Here is a 21,953-nt window from a genome sequence, read left to right on the forward strand (position 1 = left end):
GGCACCCGAAAACGGACGCCCTTACGAACTCCGGCCGGCGAGCAGCTTCACCAACTCCGCGACGGAGCTGGCGTTCACTTTCTTCATGAGGCGCGACCGCCGGTCCTCCACGGCCCGAACGCTGAGGCCGAGTGCGTCGGCCATTTCCCGGTTCGATTTCCCGGCCGCGATCATCTCCAACACTTCGCGCTCCTTGGCGGTCAGCACCGCGAGCCGGGCGTCCGCGTCCGCCGTTTGCTGACGAGCGGCGCGATCGGCACTGTCCTTTTCCAACGCGCGCCGAATGTGGGTAAGCAACTCGTCCAGCCGGAACGGTTTCTCCAACAGCGTGACCGCACCGAGCGTCATCGCCTCGACCGCGATCCGCACGTCCGCGTGCCCACTAATCATGACCACGGGAATCGTTGCACCCGAATCGGCGAGCACGCGCTGGAGCTCCAGCCCCGTCATCCCCGGCATCCGGATATCGAGCACGAGGCAGCCGGGTTGGTCGCGCCCGTATTCCGCGAGGAACGCGGCGGCCGATGTGAACGCGCGAACGGGGTGGCCGAGCAGCTTCCCGGCGCTCGCCAGCGCGCGGCCGACGGCTTCGTCGTCGTCGACCACGAAAATCGTTGGTTCCGTGCTCACCCTTTTTCCTCCCGGTAGATCGGTAGTATGCAGGTGAACTCCGCTCCGCCCTCGGGTCGAGGTGCGGCTGTGAGTACCCCGCCGTGGGCGGTCACAATCGACCGGCTGATCGCCAGCCCGAGGCCCATGCCCTCGGGCTTGGTGGTGTAGAATTGCTCGAACACGCGCTCGGGGTCCGTCAACCCCGGCCCGGTGTCGCGCACGCGCACCGTGAGCCAGGCGCCGACCGGCGCCGTCTCCATGACAACAACTCGTGGTCCGTGAACGGTTTCCACCGCCTCGATCGCGTTCTGGAGCAAGTTAAAGAGCACCTGTTCGAGTTGTACGCGATCGCCATACGTCGGGGGAAGCGGGTCGGCCAAATTCAGTTCCACGCTCACTCCGGTCCGCCGCGCCCGCCATTCGAGGAGCCGCGCTACCACGCGAACGACCTCGTTTAAGTCCACTGGTCCGCGCTCAACGTCCGTGCGCCGAACCGTTTGGCGGATCGACCGCACGATCTCGGCGGCCCGGTGCGACTGCTCCGCGACCTCGCCCAGTGCAGCTCTCAGCCCGGTGGACGTCGATTCGGTCGCCAGGAGCGCGGCCATGTCCGCCTGGAGGCACACCGCAGCGAGCGGTTGATTCAGTTCGTGCGCGAGAACCGTGGCGAGTTCGCCCGCGACGGCCAGCCGACTCATCCGGGCGAAGTCCGATTCGTGCTGCCGAACTTTAGCCTCGGCCCGGCGCCGGAGCAGCCCGAGTAGGGTCGTCATCCCGATCGCGAACAGGGCCAGGCACCGGTTCGCGATCACCTTCCACATTTCGGTGTTCCCGCGTTCGGGCACGATCCCCATCTTCGCGACCGTCAGTACCCCACACAGTACGGCCACTGTCGGCCCGACCCAACCGGGTTTCGCGCGAAGCGCGAGAAGTACCGCGAACGTGTACGGCACCGCGCTCGCCACGCCGAGTGGGAGGCACAAGTCGATTACGAACACGGTCGCGACCAGCGCGAGAGCGAGAGTTACTGGTTGTGTTCTGAATACCCGACCCATCACGCGATCCCCAATTCTCTACTGCCCACGTCGTGCGCTCGGGAGAGGCACTATCACACCAGAGTTGCACGAACTGCGGGCGTCACATGCGCGTGGGGAGAATAGCGCTTTAACGGTAAATCCACTGAATTTTACACGAGAAATCGGCGTGGTTTACCACGTATTTGCCCCACATGTTTGTGGCACGCCACCACTCTGGCACACCAAATGCAATCTCCAAATGACACAGCTACGAATGGATCACTCAAAACCACCCCCGCGCGTGGGCCGTCTCTTCCCGGCCCGCGCCGGGACCGTATTGCCCGGAGGACGCCGTGGGCCGGTTCGCGTCAGCAGGAGTGGTGTACCTGGTCGGGGCCGGTCCCGGCGCCCCGGACCTCATCACTGTTCGCGGGCTGCGCGTCCTGCGGTCCGCCGATGTCGTGCTTCACGACGCGCTCGTCTCCCCCGAGTTGCTCGCAGAAGTTAGCGCGCACGCGGAACTCGTTTCCGTCGGGAAGCGCGGGTACTGCATCGGCTCCACCAAACAAGAAACGATCAACGACGCACTCGTGCGACTCGCCCGCGAGGGCAAATCGGTGTGCCGGTTGAAGTGCGGCGACCCGTGCGTGTTCGGGCGCGGCGGCGAAGAGGCCGAAGTGCTCGCGGAAGCCGGCGTCCCGTTCGAGATCGTGCCGGGCGTGACCTCGGCCGCGGGCGCGTGTGCCGCGGCGGGCATCCCGATCACGCACCGCGCCGCCGGCCAAGCCGTCGCACTTGTTACAGGCCACCACGGCCCCGACTCGTCCGAATGCACCCTCGACTGGGACGCCCTCGCGCGGATGCCGGGCGTGGTGTTCTACATGGGTGTCCGCCACGTCGCGAAGATCGCCGCGAAGCTGAGTGACAGTGGGCTGGCATCGAGCACACCGGCAGCCGTGATCGAGTCCGGCACGCTCCCCGCTCAGCGCGTTCTTGTGGGCGACCTGAGCGACATCGGCACTCGGGCCGAATCCGCGACAATCCGCGGGCCGGCGATCTTCGTCGTCGGTGAAGTCGTCCGGTTCCGCGAGAAGTTGCTCGACCTCGTATCGACGAACGCGAGCGCCACAGAACCAACCCGACCGACCAACTGATTACCGACCCTCACCGGGAACCGATCGCTCACCGGCTGGCTCGCACCGGCCGCTCGCCAAGAAGGAGCTCCGATGATTCGCGCACTCCACCCGCAAAAGCCGAAGCTGGTCGTGATCGGGAACGGGATGGCCGGGGCAAGGCTCCTCGAAGACGTGCTCGCGTGCGACCCGACGCGCTTCGACATCACCGTGTTCGGCGACGAGCCATACGGCAACTACAACCGCATCCTCCTGTCGAACGTGCTCAACGGCACTCAAGACGCGAAAGAAATCTTCCTCAACCCGCTCGCGTGGTACGAGGAGAACGGCATCACCCTGCACGCCGGGAAGCGCGTAACGAAGGTCGACCGCGAGTCGAAACAAGTCTTCGCGGACGACTTCGCCGTGGACTACGACTACCTCGTGTTCGCGACGGGCAGCAAGCCGTTCATCCCGCCGATCCCGGGCACGCCGCTCCACGGGGTGTTCGCGTTCCGCACACTCGACGATTGCCGCAACATCGCCGAATACGCGAAGGGGCGCAAGACCGCGGTCGTGATCGGCGGCGGGCTACTCGGGTTGGAAGCTGCCAAAGGGCTGATGACCCACAACGTCGAGGTCACGGTCGTCGAAATGAGCCCGTGGCTGATGAGTGTGCAGCTCGACGAGGCCGGCGGAAAGGTACTCGGCCAAACCATCGCGAACCTCGGCATCAAATCACGCACCGGAACCGTCACCAAAGAACTGCTCGGCCACATGAACGTGACCGGGGTGAAGTTCGCGGACGGGAGCGAGATCCCGGCCGACATGGTGGTGATCTCCGCCGGCATCCGGCCGAACTCGGAACTCGCACGCGAGTGCGGCGTCACCTGCGACAAAGCGATCGTCGTGGACGACCAACTCCGCACGAACGACCCGGCGGTGTTCGGCGTGGGCGAGTGCGTTCAGCACAACGGCATGATCTACGGCCTCGTCGCCCCGCTGTGGGAGCAGACGAAGGTGCTCGCGAAGGTGCTCACCGGCACGGACCCGGCCGCCACCTACACCGGCTCGAAGATCGCGACCAAGCTCAAGGTGATGGGCGTCGAACTCGCGAGCATGGGGCGCATCAACGACCTCCAGCCGACCGACGAAGTGGTGCAATTCAGCGAACCGGCACGGCAAGTGTACTGGAAGGCCATTGTCCGCGACGGGAAGGTGAGCGCCGCGTGCCTCCTGGGGGATCTGGCGCCCGCCGACGACCTGATGCGCCTGTTCCACGCGGCCGGCCCAGTGCCCGACCGCCGGCTCGAATTGTTCTTCACCGCGGGTTCGGCGAAGAAAGAAGTCTCGCTCGCGGACCTGCCCGACTCGCACCAAATCTGCGACTGCAACGGCGTGTGCAAGGGCACCATCGTCTCGGCGATCAAGGCGGGTAAGTGTACCGTGCCCGCGGTCGGCAAGGCGACGCGCGCCGGAACCGGGTGCGGTTCGTGTAAGACGCTCGTGAAGGGGCTGATCGAGGCGGTCGCGGGTGGCGTGAAGGCCGACCCGAGCGAGTCGTGGTTCGTCGCGGCCGTTCCGCTCGACAAGCCGTCACTCGTCGCGGAAGTGAAGGCCCGCGGGCTGAAGAGCGTGTCCGCGGTGCTCCGCGAACTCGGCACCGGTGACGACGAAAAGAGCCGCAACGGGCTGGCGTCGATGCTCAAGGGCATTTGGGGCACCGAGTACATCGATGAGCGCGACAGCCGGTTCATCAACGACCGCGTTCACGCGAACATTCAGAAGGACGGCACGTTCTCGGTGATCCCGCGGATCTACGGCGGCATCACAACGGCCGAAGACCTCATCAAGATCGGGCACGTCGCGAAGAAGTACGCGGTGCCGATGGTGAAGTTTACCGGGGGGCAGCGCATCGACCTGCTCGGCGTCAAGAAAGAAGACCTGCCCGGTATGTGGGCCGATCTCGGGATGCCCAGCGGTCACGCCTACACGAAGGCGCTCCGCACCGTGAAAACCTGTGTCGGCAGCGAGTTCTGTCGGTACGGGACGAACGACAGCACCGGCCTCGGGATCGATCTGGAAAAACGGTTCCAGGGGTTCGAGTTCCCGGCGAAGGTGAAGCTCGCGGTGAGCGGGTGCCCGCGGAACTGTGCCGAATCGACCGTCAAGGACGTCGGCGTGATCGCCACCGAGGGCGGCGAGTGGGAAGTGAGTGTCGGCGGCGCGGCCGGTGCCCACGTCCGCAAGACCGAGGTGCTGTGCCGCGTGACCACGAAGGAAGACGCGCTCCGCGTGATCGGCCGGTTCCTCATCTACTACCGCGACAACGCGAAGTGGCTCGAACGCACTTACGACTTCGTTCCGCGGCTCGGCATCGAGAAAGTACGCGACATCATCGTGAACGACTCGCTCGGGATCTGTGCCCAACTCGACGTGGAAGTGGAGAAGACCATCGCGGCCTACGTCGACCCGTGGTTGGAGCGCGACAAGCCCGTGTACGCCGGCCAATTCGAGGACACGAAGCGGGTACCGCTCCCGGTGCTGTGACTCTCTGATTGATCTCGCCTGCAGTGTGGCCCGCTCGCACGTCGAGCGGTGCCCGGACCCGGTACGGCCCGAGGGTCGCGCGACCCGCCCAAAAACGCCCCGAAACCCGCTCGCGGAGCGAGTGAACCACCGACGCGGAGAGCCGTTTCATGACAGCCACAGTTACGCGAGTCCAGCTCTGCACGCTCGACGATCTGCCGACCGGACTCGGGCGCGCGTTCGAGGTCGGCGGGCGCCCGATCGCAGTGTTCCTCGGGCGCGAGGGGCAGGTGTTCGCGGTGGACGGTAAGTGCCCGCACAAGAGCGGCCCGCTCGCGGACGGGATGCTGATCGGCGAACAAGTCGTGTGTCCGCTGCACGCCTTCCGCTTCGACGGCACCTCGGGCGCGTGCGACCAAGAGAGCGTGTGCGGGATTCAAGCCTACGCGACCGAAGTGCGCGACGGCACGGTGTTCGTAACGGTGCCGCTATCGTGAGTGCGATCCCGCCGATTCCCCTGAGCACGCTCCCGGAACAAGCCCTCGGTGTGCGCACGCACTGCCCGTACTGCGCGTTCCAGTGCGGCATCCTGATGGGCGAAGACCTCGGCGGCGACATGCCGCGGGTGAGCGGCGATCCGCACTTCCCCGTGAACAACGGGCAGCTCTGCATCAAGGGCTGGAGTTCGGCGGCGCTCCTCCAGCACCCGCAGCGAGTTACGACCCCGCAGCTCCGCGACGAGCAGGGTTCGTGGCGCGACGCGACGTGGGACGAGGCGCTCGATTTCGTCGCCTCCAAGATGATCGCGCTCCGCGACCAATACGGGGCCGATGCCAACGGCGTGTTCGGGTCCGGCGCGCTGACGAACGAGAAAGCGTACCTGCTGGGGAAATTCGCCCGCGTCGCGCTAGGCACGGCGAACATCGATTACAACGGCCGGTTCTGCATGTCGAGCGCGGCGGCGGCCCAGAACCGCGCGTTCGGACTCGACCGCGGGTTACCGTTTCCGGTCGCGGACGTGGAGCACGCGGAAGTCGTGATGCTCATCGGCGCCAACACCGCCGACACGCTCCCGCCGATGATGCAGTGGTTCGACCGCCAGAAGGCCGCCGGCGGGCGCCTCATCGTGGCGGACCCGCGCCGGTCCTCGACCGCCCGCGTCGCGAACTTGTTCCTTCAGGTGACCCCAGGAACCGACCTCGCACTGGCGAACGGCCTGCTCTACGTCGCCATCGAAGAGCGTCTGACCGACGAGCACTATATCGCGGACCGCACGACCGGCTTCGACGCGGTTCAAGCGATCGCGTTGCAGTACCACCCGGCCCGCGTCGAGCGCCTCACGGGCATCCCGGAAGCGCAATTGAGGCAGGCGGTGCGTTGGTTGGCGACAGCCCACAGTTCGATGGTGCTCACCGGGCGCGGAACGGAACAGCACAGCAAGGGCGTAGACAGCGTTCACGCCTGGATCAATCTGATGCTCGCGCTGGGCAAGGTGGGCAAACCGAACAGCGGTTATGGCACGCTCACCGGTCAGGGCAACGGGCAAGGCGGACGCGAGCACGGTCAGAAGGCAGATCAACTTCCCGGTTATCGCCTGATCGAAGTAGACGCGCACCGCGCGGCCGTCGCTCAAGTGTGGGGCGTCGATCCTTCCACCCTCCCGCGCAAGGGGAAAAGTGCCTGCGAACTGCTCGATTCGCTCGGGCCGGGGGGCGTTCGCAGCCTGTTCGTTATGGGGTCGAACGTCGCGGTCGCCGCGCCCCACCTGTCGCGCCTCGAACCGAAGCTGAAGTCACTCGACCTGCTCGTCGTGTGTGACGCCTTCCACAACGAGACGTCCGCACACGCACACGTCTTCCTTCCCGTGTTCCAGTGGGCGGAAGAAGACGGCACGATGACCAATTTGGAAGGGCGGGTAATCCGCCGGCGCATCGTGGCGCGCCCGCCGACCGGTCCGCGCGGCGACCTCGAAGTGTTCCACGAACTCGCCATGCGCCTCGGGTGTGGCGAGAAGTTCGCGTTGCGTACCGCAGAGAGTGCCTTCAACGAATTACGGCGTGCCACCGCCGGCGCGCCGGCCGATTACTCGGGCATCACCTACGCGAAAATCGAGCACCAGGACGGCGTGTTCTGGCCGTGCCCGTCGGAGGAGCACACCGGGTCGCCGCGCATGTTCACGGAACGATTTGCTCACGCGGACGGGCGCGCGAAATTCTTTGCAGTTGAGCACCGCGCCGCGGGCGAGGAGCCCGACGCGGAGTTCCCGCTGCTCTTCACTACGGGGCGCTACAAGGAGCACTACAACTCCGGCGCCCAGACCCGAACCGTGGGCCGACTCGTGAACGCACAACCGGTCCCGCGCCTGGAGATCCACCCGCGCCTCGCCCGGCGCCACCGCGTGGTCACCGGGAGCCGCGTCACGATCGAGAGTCGGCGCGCGAAAGTAGAATTCGTGGCCGAAGTGACCCCGGACATCCGCCCGGACACGCTGTTCGCGCCGTTCCACTGGGGCGGGCGGTCCGCGGCGAACTTGCTCACGAGCGCGGCCCTCGACCCGGTCAGCAGGATGCCCGAATTCAAGCTCGCGGCGGTTCGTATCGCGAAGGTGAAGACATGACGCAGAAGCGCCTCGCGATCATCGGCAACGGCATGGCGGCCAGCCGGTTGCTCGACGAACTCGTGCGCCGGAACGCCACCGGGGTCTTCGAGATCACGGTGTACGGCGAAGAAGCGCGCGGGCCGTACAACCGCATCCTACTCGGGCGCGTGCTCACCGGCGGCTCTCCGAACGAGATCGAACTGAAATCCAACGACTGGTTCGCTGCTCGCGGGGTGGCGTTCCAGTCCGGCGTGCGGGTTACGAAGGTCGATCCCGTGGCCCGGCGACTCACCACGAGCGCGGGCGACACGCACCCCTACGACGTGTGCGTATTCGCAACCGGTAGCTCGCCGCTGATCCCCCAAATCGAAGGGCTGAAAAGCGACGACGGAGGCCCGCGGGCCGGCGTTCACGTCTTCCGCACGATCGAGGACTGCGTGGCGATCCGCGACCGCGCCCGGCCCGGAAGTAGTGCGGTCGTCGTGGGCGGCGGGTTGCTCGGCCTCGAAGCGGCCAAGTCGCTGTGCGATCTCGGATTGCACGTAACGGTTCTGCACCTCAACCCGGTGCTGATGAACGCGCAACTCGACAAGTTCGGCGGCGACCTGCTCCGGCGCGCGATCGAGAAGATGGGCATCTTCGTCCGTACCGGCACCACGGCGGACGAGATCATCGGGAACGGGCACGTCGAGGCCGTGAAGATGAGGGCCGGCGACGTGGTTCCGGCCGACCTCGTCGTGTTCGCGTGCGGGATCGTTCCGCGCACCGAGGTCGCGAAAGCGTCCGGCGTCCCGGTGAACCGCGCGATCCTCGTAAACGACCTGCTCGCAACACAGATCCCCGGTATCTACGCGGTCGGTGAGTGCGCGGAGCACGACGGGCAGGTGTACGGCCTCGTGCAGCCGATCTGGGAGCAGTGCGCGGTGCTGGCCGACGTGCTCACCGGCGCGAACCCGCGTGCCCGATACCTCGGGTCGAAAATTTACACGCGGCTGAAGGTCGCGGGCGTCGAAGTGGCCAGTTTCGGCATGCCGGACGCCCAGTTCCCGACGGACGAAGTGGTGCAGGTGTTCGAGGAGCGGCGCGGCGTGTACCGCAAGCTCGTGGTGCGCGACGGGAAGCTCGCGGGCGCGATGCTCGTCGGCTGCACCGAGGCCGCGCCCGCGCTGGTGCAGATGTTCGACCGCGACGAACCGCTCCCGCCCAACCGCCTCGACGTGCTCGCGACCGGCAACGCGGTGTCGACGCCCGCCGAGCGCGAAGTGTGTAACTGCAACCACGTGACAGAATCGGCAGTCATCGAAGCGATTCGAGACGGCTGCGACACGCTCCCCGCGCTCTGTAGCGCGACCCGCGCCGGAACCGGTTGCGGCTCGTGCCGCGGGCAACTGACCACCCTGCTCACGACCCATGCGGTCGCGAAGGCCGGCTAACGAAATCCCGCCCGAACAGGAACACCCGAACCAATCTCTCCCGGTTATCCGTCCCTTATAGACCCGAGAGGCATTCGCGCCATGAACCCCGACTCCCGGTCCGCCGCGGTCCCCTCCGCGGCCGGGCAGCGCACGCGCGTGCTCGTGCTGTCCACCGTCGCGTTCACGCTGCTGTTCGCCGTCTGGCTGATGCTCGGGATGCTGAGCATCAAGATCAAGCCCGAACTCGGACTCACCGACGGCCAACTCTACAACCTGACGATCGCCGCGATCCTGTCCGGCTCGCTCGGCCGGTTCCACTTCGGCATCTGGACCGACCGCTACGGCGGGCGCCGGGTGCTGACCGCACTCATTCTGCTTACCGTTCTGCCGACGTTCTTCGTGAGCCGCGTGACGAGTTATTACGAACTGCTGATCTGTGCGGTTCTGTACGGCGTCGCAGGGAACTCGTTCTCGGTGGGGATCGCGTGGAACGCGGCGTGGTTCCCCAAGGACCGGCAGGGCACCGCACTCGGCGTCTTCGGTGCGGGTAATGTCGGCGCGTCAGTTACGAAGCTGTTCGGTCCGATGCTGATCGCGCTCGTGCCGGCCACGGGCTTCCTGGATGGCGTGGTTCCCGGTGGGTGGCGGTTCATTCCCGTCGTGTACGCGGGGCTACTCGTACTCATGGCCGCGGCCGTTTGGTTCCTGGCGCCGCGCGAGGACCGTACCCCGGCGCGCGGGCGGGCGCTGTCGGAACTCGTCGCCCCGATGAAACACGCGCGGGTGTGGGAGTACGGCCTTCAGTACACCGTCGTGTTCGGTGCGTATGTCGCGCTCTCCGGCGTGTTGCCGCAATTTTACTTCGCGAATTACGGGAAGGAACTCGCGTCGAGTTTGAGCTTGAACGCCCAACTCGTCTCCGATTTCGACACCATCAAAGGGCTGAAAGGCGAAGCGTACACCGCGTACATGACTGCGAACCCTGCGGTGAAGACGGACCTCGACTATCTCTCGAAGTGGATCGGGTTCCTCGCCGCGATCTGCTTCGTGTTCCCCGCGAGCTTGCTCCGGCCGCTCGGCGGGTGGCTCTCGGACCGGTTCGGGGCGCGCGGAGTAATGGCCGCGGTGTTTTGGGCGATGCTGATCTCGGGGGTCGCGCTGTCGCTGCCGCTCGGGTTGGGCGTGTGGGCGTTCACCGGGGTGTTGTTCGTGCTCGGCGTGGGCATGGGCGTCGGCAAGGCGAGCGTGTACAAGCTGATCCCGGAGCACTTCCCGCGCGAAGTCGGCGCGGTGGGCGGACTGGTCGGTCTGTTAGGCGCGCTGGGCGGGGTACTGCTCCCGCTGGCCTGGGCCGCGGTACCCGGCAGCACGTTTGGAGCGCTCCTGGCTCTCACCGTTGTGAGTGCGGCCTGGTTCGCGGCCGGCTCGGTCACTGTGCGAAAACTCGCGCCGAAACCTGAGACGGTCTCCGAGACCGTTTCCGCACGCTGATACGCAGCGCGGACAATCGGTGAAAGCAATTTTGACAGAATTAACAGGATCGACCGGATTCAAAAGGCACCGTCTGAGGGCGAGAGCCCGCCGATGAGCACCCGGCCCTTGTTCGGCTCACCGTGCACGGGCTTTCAATCCGGTCGATCCTGTTAATCCTGTCAAAAATGCTTTCTCGCTCCTCACCGGCTGGCGCCCGGCGGCGTTGTAAATATCACTCCTTCAACCCGTACCCAATTGGTGCGGGTTGAAGCGTTTTGGCACTGTGCGCCACTTGCGTTCTTTGGCCTATCACTCGACAATCTTGTGTATCGCCACTGTGGAGATGCACCATGCGACGACTCTTGGTTCTCGTACTGGTTGGCCTAACCCCTTCTTTTGCTTGCGCGAACGGCCCCGGTGAGTGGGCCGGTCAGATGGTCTTCCCGGTGAAGGACCGGCTCCCGCTGCGCGACGCAGCGGGTAAGAACATCGGCGAGTTCTCCTACTCCGGCACCGTCGTTCGCGACCTGGGCGAGTGGCTCGAAATCCGGCACGTGATTCACCCCGGGCCGTACATCGGGCAAGTAAAGAAGTCCGAAGTGGTGCGGGTGGCCGACGCCGAAAAATTCTTCAGCGAGAAGATCAAGGCCGACGGCAAGGACACGTGGGCGTACCGCAACCGCGCGGTCGCGCGCGTCTTCTACAAGGACCACGACGGCGCGATCGAAGACCTGACGGCCGCGATCGGCCTCGACCCGCATTCCGCGCTCTACGTCGAACGCGGCCGCACGCGGCGGGCAAAGGGCGACGTGGACGGCGCGATCAAGGATTACGAAGAGGCACTGCGTTTGGAACCCGGGTACTCGGTCGCGCTCAACAACCGCGGCGTGGCACTGGAGTCCCAGGGCAAGTTCGAGGCGGCCCTTGAGGACTACACGGCGGCGATCAAATCGGACCCGAAGTATTCCACCCCGTGGCGCAATCGCGCGCTGGTCCACCAGCGCAAGGGTGATTACGATCTGGCCGCGCAGGATTTCACCGAGGCCGGCCGGCTCGACCCCACGAGTCCGCTCCTGATGGACGACCTCGCGTGGCTCCTGGCGACGTGCCCGGACACGATCGTGCGGGACGGTAAGCGGGCACTCGAGCTCGCGAAGAAGGCGTGTGATCTGACCGGGTTCCGCGAAACGCTGATGCTGGAAACGCTCGCCGCCGCTTACGCCGAAACCGGCGACTTCGCGAAGGCGACCGAGTACCAAAGGAAAGTGCTCGGGGACCGGGAGTACGAGAAGAAGTTCGGGGCCGGTGCCCGCGAGAAGCTCAAGCTGTACGAGAGCGAGAAGGCGTTCCGAACAATCTCGCCTAAAGCTGCTGTCGTAGTGGACCCGAATGCTCCAACGGCCAAACCGCGCAGCGAGCAAAAGTAATCCGAACGCTCGCTCCACCTCTACCCACCGGGACGGAGCGAGCGCCACGTGCGCACGGCCCAGTCGCGGTCGGACTCGTTCTCGATGTACACATTGCACACGGCCAGTTGGCCCGGCGCGCCGATGACGCCGCTGAGCCGCCAGAGCGTGCGGCCGTCCTCTTCGACCGGGCCGAACACAGCTTCCCCGCGCAGCCCATCGCGATCGAAACCCGGAAGCGCCTCACCCTCGGGTAAGCTCTTGCGCCCCACTTCGGCCGTTTCTGCCGCAGTGGGCGGTTCACCGCCGGGCTTGGTGAATCGAAGGGGGTGAAACCAGACGGTGCGCGTCCGGTCCCACGCGGTCCACGTGCGGTCGTCGTTGCGCTCGCGTGCCAGTTCGCCGGGGATTTCCACGGACCAACTCCCATCGAGCGACACGCGCACCGGGTACCGCCGGTACCCGATCCGGTCCTTCGCCGCGGGTGCGGGGAGCGGCCCCATGTGTTTCCACAACTCGATACTCAACCCGTCGTCGTTCGGCGTCACGCAGTAGCCGTCTTCGTCACCGGCGATGGCCGTGAGGAGTTCGAGCCACTCGGCCCACGGGAGTTCCGCGGCCGGGTCCAGTTTGAACGCGCTGGCGAGGTCGTTGGCGATCTGGTCGGCGAGTTCACCATCGGCTTCCGAGAGCGGCGGGCGCCAAAAGAAGTCGAGCCACATCCGAACCAAGGCGCGCCCGCGATAAAAGATCGAGTCCAGTGCCGGGTTCCACCATGCGAAGAAGTCGCGCCCCTTTTCGAGATGTGCGGCAACCTCGGCTGCCCAGGCGCGCGTTCGCGGGCCGAGCGGCGTGAGTAAGTCAGCGGGATACGTGAACCCGTGCGAGGCAGGAAGACCAATGCTTCTGGAGTTGGTGGCGCACTGTTCGGCGAGCCACTGGAGAAAGAATCGCTCGCACGCGCCCCGGCCCCGCGAGTGGAAGTACCCCGTGGGGTCGACGCAGTCGTCCGCGACCCACGCGAACTCGAACTCGTCGGCCATCTGGCGGAACAGATCGCACAGATAAATGTGGTAACCGGGGCCGGCCGCTTCGGTGACGGCGCTGACACGGAGCCGCCCGCTCGCCCCGAGCCGGACCTCCGCCGCGGGTGCGGCCGGGTGTAACACGAGAAGCAGTACCGGGCGCTCCTCGCCGTCGCGCACGACGCGCGCGTCAAGCACCGCGTCGCCGATCCCCTCGAACCAGACGGCGGCGCGCGCCAACCAGTCGCGGGCTTCGGTGCGCGACAAGCGCTCCGCAAGTTCGAGTTGGCCGGTGAGAGACAGAACGATCGACATGCGGGCAGACCCGCTCCGTCGTGGGGAAGAGGGATTCCTTCGCCCCGTCAGTGTACGAACGTGCGTATCACGGGGAAAGGGGCGCTCAGTCCTCGCCCGGCGCCTGCTCGGTCCCGGTCAGTTCGTTCAGGGTGCGCAGCAACTGTTTCATGGTCACACCGGGGTCGATCAGGACCGCGCCGTGCGCGTCCGTGCGAGCCTGCGCCTTCCAGTTCGCCTGGTCCTGCCCGAGGATCAGGATCGCGCCGACCTCCATACCCGCGCTGTCCGCGGCCCGGAGCACGTCGTTGAACGCGGTCACCCCGTCGTGGCCCACCGTGCGCGCGTCGATGATGACCCCGTGGTACGCCTGCTGGCGGTACCGGCGCACGGCCTGTCCGGGGTCGATCGTGAGCACGACCCGGTACCCCTCGGCCTTGAACCGGTCGCGGAACGTGTCCTGGAGCTTCTGGTTCTGCTCGACCACGAACAGCGTCTTCGGCCCGACCGGTCCCCGGGGCTGCGCGGTCCCGGTCGCCAGTTCCGCGCGGCACGCCTGGAGCGCTTCGACCAGTTGGGTCGGGGTCTGGAACCGCTGGGCCGGCTCGAACGCGACCATCTTGCCGAGCAAGCGCATGAGCGGCGGCGTGATGCCCAGTCCGGGGCCGTGCTGGCGCAGCGTGTCCTCCACGTCCATGTAGCGCCGCGCCTGCATCCGCGCCTGCCGGTCCTTCGTGACCGGCATGATCGGGTGCCCGGTGAGGCACTCGTAGAGGACCGAGCCGAGGAAGTAGATGTCGCTCCGCACGTCGCCGGGTTTCTGGTTGGTCGCCTTTTCGAGGCCGGCGTAATCGACCGTCCGGTCCACGGCCACGTCGTCGTCGCGGTCGTCCTGGCGCTGGAGGTGAACGGACGATCCCTGGCTGATCTCGGCCAGCCCGAAGTCCACGAGTTTCGCTTGCCCGGTGGAGACCGCGATCAGGATGTTCGTCGGCTTGATGTCGCGGTGGGTGAGGCCGCGTGCGTGCGAGTACGCCAGCCCCTGCGCGCACTCGTCCATGATGCGAAGCGCTTCGTCCGGGTTGAGCTTCTTCCGCGCCTGGAGCAGGTCGCGCAGGTTCCCGCCCTCGACGAACTCCATCACGATGAAGTGCTGGCCGGTCTTCGAGTCCTGGTTCACCGCGAGGACGGAGACGATGTTCGGGTGCCGAATGGTCAGCCCCAGCTTCCCTTCCCGCTGGAACAGTTCGACCTTCTGTTTGTCGATTGTCCACTTGTTGCGCAGCACCTTCACCGCGACAACTTGTCCGCTGCGCTGATCGTCCCCGCGGTAGACGCGCCCGAAGCTCCCGGACGCGATCTTGTACAGGAGCCGGTACCCGCCGAGGAAGTAGCCGTCGAGATCGCCCTTGAGCAGCTTGTTGCCCTGCCAGGGCGTGAGCTGGCGCTTGCGCTCCAGCAGCCGCACCATGTCGGTGGCCGGGGCCTTTTTGTCGCCCAGTTCGTCGAGCCCGTCTCGTATTTGATCGGGACCAACCAGGCCGAGACGGAGGGCCAGTTGGCCGATTCCAGAGGCATCGAGGTTAACAGCCATACCCGCCAGCGACAATTTAGATGAAGGGATCGAAGGCGATCACCGAATGTGAATACCTTACCACTCGCTCGCCGACCACGCAACCATGAGAAGGCTACGTCAAGAGCAAAGAACGGGCCAAATAGCGTACAAACCGCACGAGAACCAAACGGTTTGGACCGCCATTCGATTATTGTCAGGAAGTATCATTCCAGGCTTTGGCATTGAATCTCCGCCGGTACCGCCGCGATTCGCACTTTGGAGCCTAATTCCGCATTTCGGCTTGCAGTTGACCCGCTCCCGGATCGTCGATATTCCCCGCGACTCATTCGTGACTAAAGAGCCGCCCGTTGCGGGCCGGGGGAAACGTGTACCGGGCACTGACGATCGCCGTCGCGGCCTCCGCAGCCCTACTGCCGACCGGGTGCGCCAATATGTGGGACGCAATCACCAGTCGAAAGTTCCGCGACGCGCCGTTCAAGACTGTCGGCAAAGTGATTTCACCGGAAGACCCGATGGTGGTGCTCCGGGCCGATCCCCCGCGCTCCGGGGACGAGCGGGCCAAGGCCATGCACCGCCTCAAGGAGCCGGCCCGTAATAACGGCACCCAAGAAGACCAGGACCAGATCCTCGACATTCTCAAGCAAGCAGCGACCGCGGACTCCAGCCCGGTGCTCCGGTTCGCGGCTATTGAAGCGCTCGGCCGGTTCGAGGACGACCGCGTCGCCGCGATCCTAATGACGGCGTACCAAACCGCCGACGGGCTAACGGAAGCGGAACGCGCGGCACCGAAGGGACCGGACCCTTCGGCCATCGTTCCCGTTGGGGGCACGAGCGCGAGCCGCGCACCGACGCGCACCGGAATCGACCCGGGTATGCCGCTCAAGGGACCGACGGGGTACGCTCCGGACACGGTCTCGGCACTGCGGTGCCGGTGTTTGGAGTCGGTCGGCCACACGCACAAGCCCGAAGCAGCACGGTTCCTCGCGACCGTTGCGGGTACGGCCGGTCCGGACACCGCCGCGCCCGGGAGTGACGACCCGGAAGTGCGCCAGGCCGCGGTGCGCGGGCTGAGCAACTGCCGCCAACCGGACGCGGTCGTTGCGCTGGCACAGGTGCTCAAACAGGAAGCGGGTAAGGACGTGATTCTGGCCCGGCAATCGCACGCGGGCCTGATGAAACTGACCGGTAAGCAACTCCCGCCCGACCCCACGAAATGGGACGAGGTCGTTCAGGCCGGCGTCGTCATCGCACCCGAGCCGACCAAGCTCGAAAGCGCCATTCAGAACGCGGTCTTCTGGAAAAAGTAACTCGCCTCGCGGTACGGTCAAAAGTTGCACGGTCGAAAGTCGTAAAGTCGGAACCCTGGTTGGGTCTTCGACTTTACGACTTTCGACCGTGCAACTTTTGACTCGCTGGCTGACTTTCGCCCTTACGATTTTTGACTATTGAGCCGATTTTGCCGAACGGATCGAATTACCGGATTAGGCAAATATCGGGTACGATGGCAGGGCCGGGTACGCGGGCAAGTGTCACGGGTTCCGACGATTCGGCCGTCTGCGCCGGAAAAGCGACGAAAAATCTGCCCGTCCCGGAGCGGTTCGCCCCGTCAAGAGTTAACATCTCACGATACGCGCTCGCGGCCCGCGGACTCTGCACGCACGGAGCAGCTCCATGTCGAACCCCAACGATCCGAACCAGCCATCGCCCCCCGATCAATCCGACCCGAACGCGAAAAATCCTCAGTCCGATGCGCCCACGGAGGGCGGGTACCGGAGCGGTGGGTCGTCGTTCGAGTTCCAGTTGCCGGACGAGGGCAGTGAGCCGCTGCCGATTCCGGAACCGGATGCCAACGTCAGCCGGTCGGACTTCGGACTGCCACCGATACCGGAAGGCGCACCGGGGGTGAAAAGCCCGTTCGGTAGCCGCGGGTCGTTCGGCGATTTCGGCCTGGAACCGCAGGCCAACAACCCGGCCGGGTCGGATTCGGCCGACGGCACGTTCCTGCTCCCGGACCTGCCCCCACAGCCCCACGCGGACGACTCGGCCGTTCTGTTCGACCCCACGGCCTCACTCGCGGCCCCGGGCGCGGCCGGAATGCAGCCGCTCGAACCGGCCAACCTACCAGACGTATCGAGCCTGTACCCGCCCGTTGACCCAGCACACGGCGCGCTCCCGGACATCCCGGCCCGGGCGCCGAGCAGCGTCGAAATCGATCTCGGTGCGGCCGAGATCGATGCCCTGGGGGGGCCGCTCCCGATCCCCCCGGGGAGCGATTCGATGGAGATCCCGATCGCGGACCTGGACTCGTCGGCCGCGCTCGGTGGCGGCGGGTACGTGCCGCTCGGCTCGGACCCGGACATCTTCGGACTGGACGAGTTGCCGCTGGCCGATGCGGACCCGGCCGACATATCCGGGCTGGACCAAGCGCCGGGCGCGTCCGGTGGGAAAGAGGGCGAGTCGGTAGTCGCGCTGGGTGCCCTCGCCCCGACCAACGACCCGTCGTCGTTCTCCCTCGGTTCGGTTCAACTGCCCGCCGCGGCGCCCGATACGGAGCCGAGCGGTTCGTCGGGCAGCGTGCCGGACGTAAAGGGCCTGTTCCCAACGGGCTCCGGCTCCTCCGGTTCCACTCCGTCGCTCCCGTCGATTGTGCCCCCGGGGTACCAGCGCGGCGGCTCGTCGTTCGAGTTCCAGCTCCCGGAAGGGGTGGACTCGGTCAGTGATTTGCCGCCGATCCCCGGGCCGGACGCCAACGAGTCCAACACGCACGCCGCGCTGCCGCCGAAGCCGATCGCGCGCCCGGTCGATGCGTCTTTCGATTTCATTAACGTTTCCGGCTCCCGGTCACTCGTCGACATTGGCACTGAAGGCAAGGTGATTGCGCCCGCGGAGCCGGATACCCCGCCGCCCGCGGTCGACTCGAAAGTGCCGCTGGGAGACGCGGAGCCGATTCAGCCGGTCAAGCCCGCGTCCGGGTGGCTCGATTCGGGCACGAACGCGGAAGAAATCCCGGCCGCAGAACTGGTCGACGCCGGCCCCGAGGTGATCGAAAACTCGAACATCTTCACCGGCGCGCCCGTGCCCACGGCCGAGGCGGTGGACGCCGAAATCGAAATCGATCCCGAGCCACTGATCGGGGCCGAGCAGTCCGACGTCGCGCTCACGTTCGATCCGGCGGACGACGGCACCATGCAGGACGGCGGGGCGAGCGACCTGCTGGTGGCCGCGGAACTGGCGGACGGCGGAACGGAAATTCTGGATTCGGAGCGGGTGGACGCCGAGTCCATTCACGACATGCCCGCACCGGCGCTGGATCATCAACTGTTCGATTCCGCGACCCTCGCGCACACGCCCGACCTGCCCGGCGCGCCGCACACGGACGCGACCGATTACGGCGCGAACCCGGCCTACGACGCCGATGCGTCCAGCATCCTCGCCGATCACACCGAAGTCCAGCCCGGACCGCAGGACGAGTCCTCGGTGCGCGTGGAGGCGCCCGGCGTGGACCGGACCCTGAGCGTCAGGCCGGCGGACGGCTTCGATCTGACGGTCTCGGACGAGCCGGTCCCGGCCGGGCTGTTCGACGACGCGGAAGACGCCGAGGACTGGCGCGACCAGAGCGGGTCGAACCTGCTCGACCAGGACCACACCGCGCCGGAATTCGACCTGGAAGATCTGGTCGCATCGAGTCAGGCGGACGACGACGGCCCGCCGTCGCTCTCGTCGGCCCCGTCGAGCATCTTCTCCGGGCTGAAATCCCCGTTCGCCGATTCGGGCAACGTGGACGATTCCGCAGGCGCGAAGCCCGGCTCTCAGGCTCCCCCGAACGCCGACGATGTGGCCGAATTCACGGACGAGCCCGAACTGGACGCGACGGTCGTGCGCCCCAAGGCGACCGAACCGGACGCGAAGCGGAGTTCCGCGAACTTCCAGTTGCCGGACGCGGACTCGTCGGACGGGTCCGTCGATTGGGGCGACGCGGCCCTCGCCGGGGACGAAGACGCGACCCGGGCCGCGCGCGACGGGGTCTCACTGTCCTCGATCCTGCGCGGCGAGTTGCCGGACGATTCAGCCGAAATGCCGACGCGGAGCACCGGAGCGATCGATCCGTCCCAAACGGCCCCGACCCGCGAACCGGTCGTCAGCGTGGACTGGCTCTCCGGGTCCGCTGAAGGCTCGGCCGTTTCGGAATCCGTGAAGGCCAAGCCCGGAACGAAGGAAAAGGGGAAAGACAAGGACCGAAAGGCCGCCCCCGCACCAACGAGCAAGACCAAACCCAACAAGGACAGCGACGCGGGTACTGGTTCAGGGACTAGCCCCGTGGCACCCGAGAAAAAAGCCAAGCCCGCGAAAAAGGGCGGAAGCGGCATGGCCGCGGGGTTGCTCATCGGCGCGCTGGCGGCCGGTGGCGCGTGGGCCGGGGTCTACTTCGGTGGCGTGATTCCGAACGAAAAGAAAGCGCAGTTCGCCCCCGGTGGACCTCCCGGTGGGCCGCTACCAGGCGGTCCCGGTGGGCCGGGCGGACCGGGTGGACCGTTCGGTCCCGGTGGACCGGGCGGCCCGCCCGCCGGGTTCCCGCCCGCCGCGGCGCCCGTGGACCCGCAAGCCGCGTTCGCGGCGGGGGACACCGCAACGGCGCTCGAACACTTCAAGAACAGCCCGCCGACCAGCACGGTCGATAAGGCCAATTCTGGCCCTATTCGGGTGTTCGCGCGGGTACAGGCTCTCAAGGACGGGACGACCGTTCCGGCCAACGACGCAGATCTGAAGGTCGCACGCGACGAACTCGAAGCGGTGCTCGCTGACGTGCCGGCACTCACGGAACCGGGCGGCGTGAAGCGCGCGGTGAAAGCCGCGGTAGCACTCGGGGTTTCGCACGAGGTTGTGGGCGACACCAAGACCGCGCGCAAGGTGTACACCGACGCGATGGCCAAGTACCCTGCGTACAAGGCCACCTTCGAGGCGCTCCTCGACAAGCTCAACGCGCTCGAAGCCCCGAGTCCCGCGGGTACGTCCCGGCGGCTCGATCCGGCCGACGCGGAGCGCATTCTGTTCGCGTCCACGCTGTTGCTCCAGGACGCCCCGCAAAGCGAAGCCCCCGAACCGGGCGTGTTCTACTGGAAGGCCGTGAACCTCGCGGCCGGTGGTAAGTACACGGAAGCCGTCGATCAGATCACGAAGGCGAAGGCCGCGCACGCGGCGCGGGCAAAGGCGAGCGCCGGGCGCGGGCTGAACCCGCTCTCCGACCCGCTCGAACAGATCTTCACCCGCTCCTGCGACGAACTGAAAGCGTATTGGGAGCTGCGCGGGTCCATTTACGGTAACCCTGCACTGGCTGCGACGATCAAGAAAGACGGGCTCGCAAAGGCGATCGAGAAGCTCCTGGGCGCCGAGAAGGACGTGACCGCGGCGCGCGGCATGGTGACGACGCTCACGGCCGAAGTCGCGAAGCTCGACAAAGAAGCAAAGACCGCCGAGAAGGGTAAGACCGAAGCCGAAGAGAAACTGAAAACTGCTGCCGTCGATCTGAAGACCGCCGAGAAGAAGCTCGAAACCGCGATGGCGGAACTGAAAACGGCCGAGAAGGACGTCAAGGACCAGAAAGACGTGCTCGCCTCGCTGGTGGAAGCGCTGAAGCCGGTGACGCCGATCCCGGACAAGTGGGGGCCGGCGGACGTGCTCGCGGCGACGAAGTCCGTGGCGTCGCGCGTGACCGGGCCGGACCTGAAGGCGCTCGTTCCCAATTCGATGGTCGCCATCGGTGGCGGCGGGTTGTCCACCGGTCAGTTGCTCGATATCGCCGAGCGGCTCAGCAAGGCCGAAGGCTCAACAAAGATCGTGGCCGCCAAACTCGAAGCGGAAACGAAGCGGCTCACCGACAAGTACGACACCGACACCAAGAAACTCAAGGACGACCACTCGGCAGCGCTCAAGAAATTGGCCGACGACTACACGGCCGAAACGAAGAAACTGAAGGACGGCAGTGGAGAGGAACTCAAGAAGCTCACCGACAAGTTCGCGGCCGACGCGAAGAAGCTGACCGACGAGCACGCCGCGTCCGTCACCAAGTTGAACGAGGCTCACACGCTCGCGCTGAAGGAAGAACAAGCCCGGACTGAAGCTGAGAAGAAGAAATTCGTGCAGCGCGAGATCGAATTCCAGAAGCAGTTGGTTAACTCGATTACGCCGGGGCAGGTGATGGACATCTGGCTGCCCGTGTTGACCGAACTCCGGCGCCCGGCCGACAGCGAGCCGGCACTGTCCGCGGCCGAGAAAGCGATAACAGGGTCGGTTCCCGAATCCGAGGACGCGGCGAAGGCCCGCACTGTGGCGGGGATGGCGTACCTGATTAAGGGCGATCTGGCGAACGCGAAAGCGATGTTCGAGGCCGCCCGGCGCAGTCCGGCCTACAAGACCGCGGCGGGCAAGCCGTGGACACGCGCCGCGGACCAAGGACTGGCAGCGGTGGCCGACCCGGTCGCGCTGTACCGCCAGCCGGTCGCGGACCGGACCACCGATCCGAGAGCGGCTGCGGTGGCGCTGGACGCGGGCATCGCGGCGTACAAGTCAGGGCGCTACGATGCTGCGGTGAAGGCGCTGCTCGACGCCACGAAAAACGACCCGACCGACCCGGTCGTGTGGTACTTCCTGGGTGCGACCCGCTGGGCGCTGGGTGAGGACGAGCAAGCGAAGAAGGACTTCGCCCAAGGCGCGGAGCGCGAACGAGCGTCGTTGCTCCCGAACCGCACGCTGAGCGCAGCCCTCGCACCGATCCAAGGATCGGGCCGCAACGCCCTCGACCGTGCCCGGCCGTAAGCCGAAGTTGAACGACAAAGGCAATCGGGCCGGAACTCGCAAGGGTTCCGGCCCGATCTGTTTGAACAATTCAATCTCGCATC

13 protein-coding genes are annotated in these 21,953 nt (G+C 66.2%); 9 read left to right on the plus strand and 4 right to left on the minus strand.

Annotation, left to right across the window (positions count from 1 at the left end):
- Positions 1-21 precede the first annotated feature (21 nt).
- Together VT84_RS35330 and VT84_RS35335 are read right to left on the minus strand one after the other, a co-directional pair.
- Positions 22-630, minus strand: a complete 609-nt coding sequence (locus tag VT84_RS35330) for a response regulator transcription factor (RefSeq protein WP_052550238.1) — start codon at positions 628-630, stop codon at positions 22-24.
- Entirely contained in the window at positions 627-1,667 is a 1,041-nt protein-coding gene (locus VT84_RS35335; RefSeq protein WP_082842823.1) for a sensor histidine kinase, read from the minus strand. Before VT84_RS35335 ends, VT84_RS35330 begins: the two co-directional genes overlap by 4 nt.
- A gap of 314 nt (positions 1,668-1,981) precedes the next feature.
- Here VT84_RS35335 and cobA point away from each other — a divergent pair, with 314 nt between their 5' ends.
- The 7 genes from cobA (at position 1,982) to VT84_RS35370 (ending at position 12,183) form a co-directional block, all read left to right on the plus strand.
- Positions 1,982-2,782: a uroporphyrinogen-III C-methyltransferase gene (gene cobA, locus VT84_RS35340; RefSeq protein WP_082842824.1), complete on the plus strand. Its 801-nt coding sequence runs from the start codon at positions 1,982-1,984 to the stop codon at positions 2,780-2,782.
- A gap of 72 nt (positions 2,783-2,854) precedes the next feature.
- Positions 2,855-5,290: a nitrite reductase large subunit NirB gene (nirB, locus tag VT84_RS35345; protein WP_082842825.1), complete on the plus strand. Its 2,436-nt coding sequence runs from the start codon at positions 2,855-2,857 to the stop codon at positions 5,288-5,290.
- Positions 5,291-5,439: 149 nt separating this feature from the next.
- Entirely contained in the window at positions 5,440-5,766 is a 327-nt protein-coding gene (locus tag VT84_RS35350) for a Rieske (2Fe-2S) protein (RefSeq protein WP_082842826.1), read from the plus strand.
- Positions 5,763-7,886, plus strand: a complete 2,124-nt coding sequence (locus VT84_RS35355) for a molybdopterin oxidoreductase family protein (RefSeq protein WP_082842827.1) — start codon at positions 5,763-5,765, stop codon at positions 7,884-7,886. The genes VT84_RS35350 and VT84_RS35355 overlap by 4 nt, the downstream gene beginning before the upstream one ends.
- Positions 7,883-9,301 (plus strand): FAD-dependent oxidoreductase, encoded by a 1,419-nt coding sequence (locus VT84_RS35360; protein ID WP_082842828.1) that lies wholly within the window; start codon positions 7,883-7,885, stop codon positions 9,299-9,301. Before VT84_RS35355 ends, VT84_RS35360 begins: the two co-directional genes overlap by 4 nt.
- 81 nt (positions 9,302-9,382) lie before the next feature.
- On the plus strand, positions 9,383-10,774 hold the full coding sequence (locus VT84_RS35365) for an MFS transporter (protein WP_082842829.1): 1,392 nt from the start codon (positions 9,383-9,385) through the stop codon (positions 10,772-10,774).
- Between the two features lie 332 nt (positions 10,775-11,106).
- Positions 11,107-12,183: a tetratricopeptide repeat protein gene (locus VT84_RS35370; protein WP_082842830.1), complete on the plus strand. Its 1,077-nt coding sequence runs from the start codon at positions 11,107-11,109 to the stop codon at positions 12,181-12,183.
- Between the two features lie 20 nt (positions 12,184-12,203).
- Here VT84_RS35370 and VT84_RS35375 read toward each other — a convergent pair whose 3' ends face one another.
- Complete coding sequence (locus VT84_RS35375) at positions 12,204-13,502, minus strand: hypothetical protein (RefSeq protein ID WP_082842831.1); 1,299 nt, start codon at positions 13,500-13,502, stop codon at positions 12,204-12,206.
- A gap of 85 nt (positions 13,503-13,587) precedes the next feature.
- Positions 13,588-15,075, minus strand: coding sequence for a serine/threonine protein kinase (locus tag VT84_RS35380; RefSeq protein WP_052550219.1), 1,488 nt, complete (start codon positions 15,073-15,075; stop codon positions 13,588-13,590).
- A gap of 347 nt (positions 15,076-15,422) precedes the next feature.
- Here VT84_RS35380 and VT84_RS35385 point away from each other — a divergent pair, with 347 nt between their 5' ends.
- Positions 15,423-16,364: a HEAT repeat domain-containing protein gene (locus VT84_RS35385; protein WP_052550217.1), complete on the plus strand. Its 942-nt coding sequence runs from the start codon at positions 15,423-15,425 to the stop codon at positions 16,362-16,364.
- A 364-nt stretch (positions 16,365-16,728) separates the two neighbouring features.
- Complete coding sequence (locus VT84_RS40370) at positions 16,729-21,870, plus strand: hypothetical protein (RefSeq protein ID WP_082842832.1); 5,142 nt, start codon at positions 16,729-16,731, stop codon at positions 21,868-21,870.
- Positions 21,871-21,953 lie beyond the last annotated feature (83 nt).

It is taken from the genome of Gemmata sp. SH-PL17, from assembly GCF_001610855.1.
In the GTDB taxonomy this organism is placed as follows: domain Bacteria; phylum Planctomycetota; class Planctomycetia; order Gemmatales; family Gemmataceae; genus Gemmata; species Gemmata massiliana.

What these genes read in the sequence shown, in the direction of transcription:
- VT84_RS35335 (WP_082842823.1), bottom strand. Translation starts at nt 1,667, where the DNA reads ATGGGTCGGGTATTCAGAACACAACCAGTAACTCTCGCTCTCGCGCTG.
- nirB (WP_082842825.1), top strand. Translation starts at nt 2,855, where the DNA reads ATGATTCGCGCACTCCACCCGCAAAAGCCGAAGCTGGTCGTGATCGGG.
- VT84_RS35350 (WP_082842826.1), top strand. Translation starts at nt 5,440, where the DNA reads ATGACAGCCACAGTTACGCGAGTCCAGCTCTGCACGCTCGACGATCTG.
- VT84_RS35360 (WP_082842828.1), top strand. Translation starts at nt 7,883, where the DNA reads ATGACGCAGAAGCGCCTCGCGATCATCGGCAACGGCATGGCGGCCAGC.
- VT84_RS35365 (WP_082842829.1), top strand. Translation starts at nt 9,383, where the DNA reads ATGAACCCCGACTCCCGGTCCGCCGCGGTCCCCTCCGCGGCCGGGCAG.
- VT84_RS35370 (WP_082842830.1), top strand. Translation starts at nt 11,107, where the DNA reads ATGCGACGACTCTTGGTTCTCGTACTGGTTGGCCTAACCCCTTCTTTT.
- VT84_RS35375 (WP_082842831.1), bottom strand. Translation starts at nt 13,502, where the DNA reads ATGTCGATCGTTCTGTCTCTCACCGGCCAACTCGAACTTGCGGAGCGC.
- VT84_RS35380 (WP_052550219.1), bottom strand. Translation starts at nt 15,075, where the DNA reads ATGGCTGTTAACCTCGATGCCTCTGGAATCGGCCAACTGGCCCTCCGT.
- VT84_RS40370 (WP_082842832.1), top strand. Translation starts at nt 16,729, where the DNA reads ATGTCGAACCCCAACGATCCGAACCAGCCATCGCCCCCCGATCAATCC.